Annotated in this window: 1 protein-coding gene; it reads left to right on the forward strand. The window is 60.0% G+C overall.

Annotated features, from left to right (window positions below; translation table 11 throughout):
• The first annotated feature begins 1515 nt into the window (after nt 1–1515).
• The gene (locus tag AC1DYI_RS33730) at nt 1516–1803 is read left to right on the forward strand and encodes a hypothetical protein (protein WP_477208466.1); all 288 of its coding nucleotides are present in this window, start codon (nt 1516–1518) and stop codon (nt 1801–1803) included.
• Nucleotides 1804–2081 lie beyond the last annotated feature (278 nt).

Below are 2081 nucleotides of genomic sequence, written 5' to 3' on the forward strand. Positions count from 1 at the left end.
CTAACCCCTCCGTCAAGGGGACTGGCCTGCGGCCAGCCCCTTACGTCGAACGTTAGCCGTCTTATGCCAATCGTCGACGTCGAGTTGGTCTGTGTGAGCGAGCAGGAGCCCCAGCCCGTTTCGGCCTCAGCTCTCGCATCCGCATTGGGAGCCGTCTTTGGCAGCCCACCCGGTCGCACTTGGGTACGAGTTCGTTTTCTGCCGTCATCTGCCTATGCAGAGAACGAGTGCAAGGTAAGCCCAGAGCAGTTGCCAGTCTTTGTCACAGTCCTTCAAGCCCATTTGCTAGTCGGCGAGGCGTTGGCGCACCAAGTTCACCAAGTCACTCAAGCAGTAGCCAGCTGCCTGTCGCTTCCATCCGAGAGGGTGCATGTGCAATACGCGCCCGAGGCCGCTGGTCGGCAGGCGTTTGGTGGCAATCTAATAAGTTGAACCTTACACAATGTTCCAGCCCCCAGAATCGTTGGCCAGTTCAGCTCCTTTGCCGGGCGTGACGGCTAACCCCTCCGTCAAGGGGACGTCTTGCGCTTACGCGCAAGCCGCCCCTTACGTCGAACGTTAGGCCTTGCCCTCACCGATTCCGTCTTTGCCCCATCTCATGCAACCACGCTCATCTCAACTAGTAGCCGCGCTCCTGCTTATGGCGGTTCACGTCGGTGCTCAGGCGGAACCACCGAGAGCTCTTCAAGGTCCGCTGGAGCAATTTGCTCAGTGCATCGCCCAAACGCCGCGAGGCAATCCATGGGAAAGAACTTGCGGCGCCCAAGTGGCGTGGGCTCCGGAGGAATTGACCACCTTGCACGCTTGCCTAGCACAGCCACTCAAGGTCTCTACAGCTGACAAGTCTCGGCTCGAGTGGGTACTATTTCTCRAGTGCAAGGACTATCGAACGCTGTCCGTCCGCTTTGTTTCCAAGAATGGCTCCTGGGCGGTCAATGGCGTCTTTAGGGTTGTGGAGTGACTCAACGCCAAAGGCCTAACCCCTCCGTCAAGGGGACTGGCCTGCGGCCAGCCCCTTACGTCGAACGTTAAGCCCCGCACCCCAAAATGCCAGCGGATCTTCGGGTGGAGCCTTCGGTCAACCCGGTCATGAATACCCCCAAGTTCGTTGCCGCTGCTTTCTGGGAGAGCGCGAATCAAGACTTCCGTTGTCTGCGTGGGCTGTCCGTCCTTCGGCAGCCAACGCGCGGTTGGCACTCAGTCATCCGGCCGCCGTCGGCGGGAGTTCGGCGCCTTGTTCAGCCGGGTGCTACCGGGGTATTCTTGCTGCCGCAGGCGCATCAAGCGTGTCTCGCCGAGCAAGCCGGCCAAACAGAATCAATACCAATGCTGCAAGTCTTCGCTGTTCGCCTGGTGCGCCAGCGGTCACCGTCTCAATCCAAGGCCCGGTCGTTGGCGATGCGTTCTATATCTCTCGCTGCTCACGTCCGCGGCCTAACCCCTCCGTCAAGGGGACGCCCACAAGCGGGCTTCGCCCGCCTGCGGCCGCCCCTTACGTCGAACGTTAAGCGCCTCATGGCCAACTCGATATCGCTTGAGCAAATCTTTGGTGCCATCGTGAACCAAGACACCCTTGAGGTTGCCGCCGAAGAGATGGCGAGCCTTTCGCGAAGCTATCCGGAGTTGACGGCCGAGTTCACCCGCGTTCTTGAGGCGGCAATCCGCAGCGCCTTGGCAGGCGATCCGTCTGTGGTCATGGCCGTAAATCGAAGTGGCTATAGGGTCACGTCGTGCCAGGAGGTAGAGCAGTATTGTTCCGAGCTGCTAGCTTTGTACTCCACTGCAGCCGCGCGTCCTGCCTAGAGGCGTCTGCAGGTGCTAGCCTTGTAGGTACATCTTGCAATGTCACCCAACATCAAGCTCACCGCATTTCAATCTCTGCCACGGTCGCCCCGCAGCGCACGAGGAGAGGTCTGTCCGCGCGCTTGCAGGCGGACGCTTGAGTTCAACGTTGAAGTGCAACACCCCGCGGACGGCCGAATGCTTCGGCCGGAGTCCTGAATCCTAGTCTTTCTCTTGGCCGGCTGTTGAGTTCACCCGCAATGCGGTCGCACTCGGCTTGGGTCAGCCCCTTCAAGCAC

It is taken from the genome of Ideonella sp. P3_A4 (assembly GCF_056403075.1).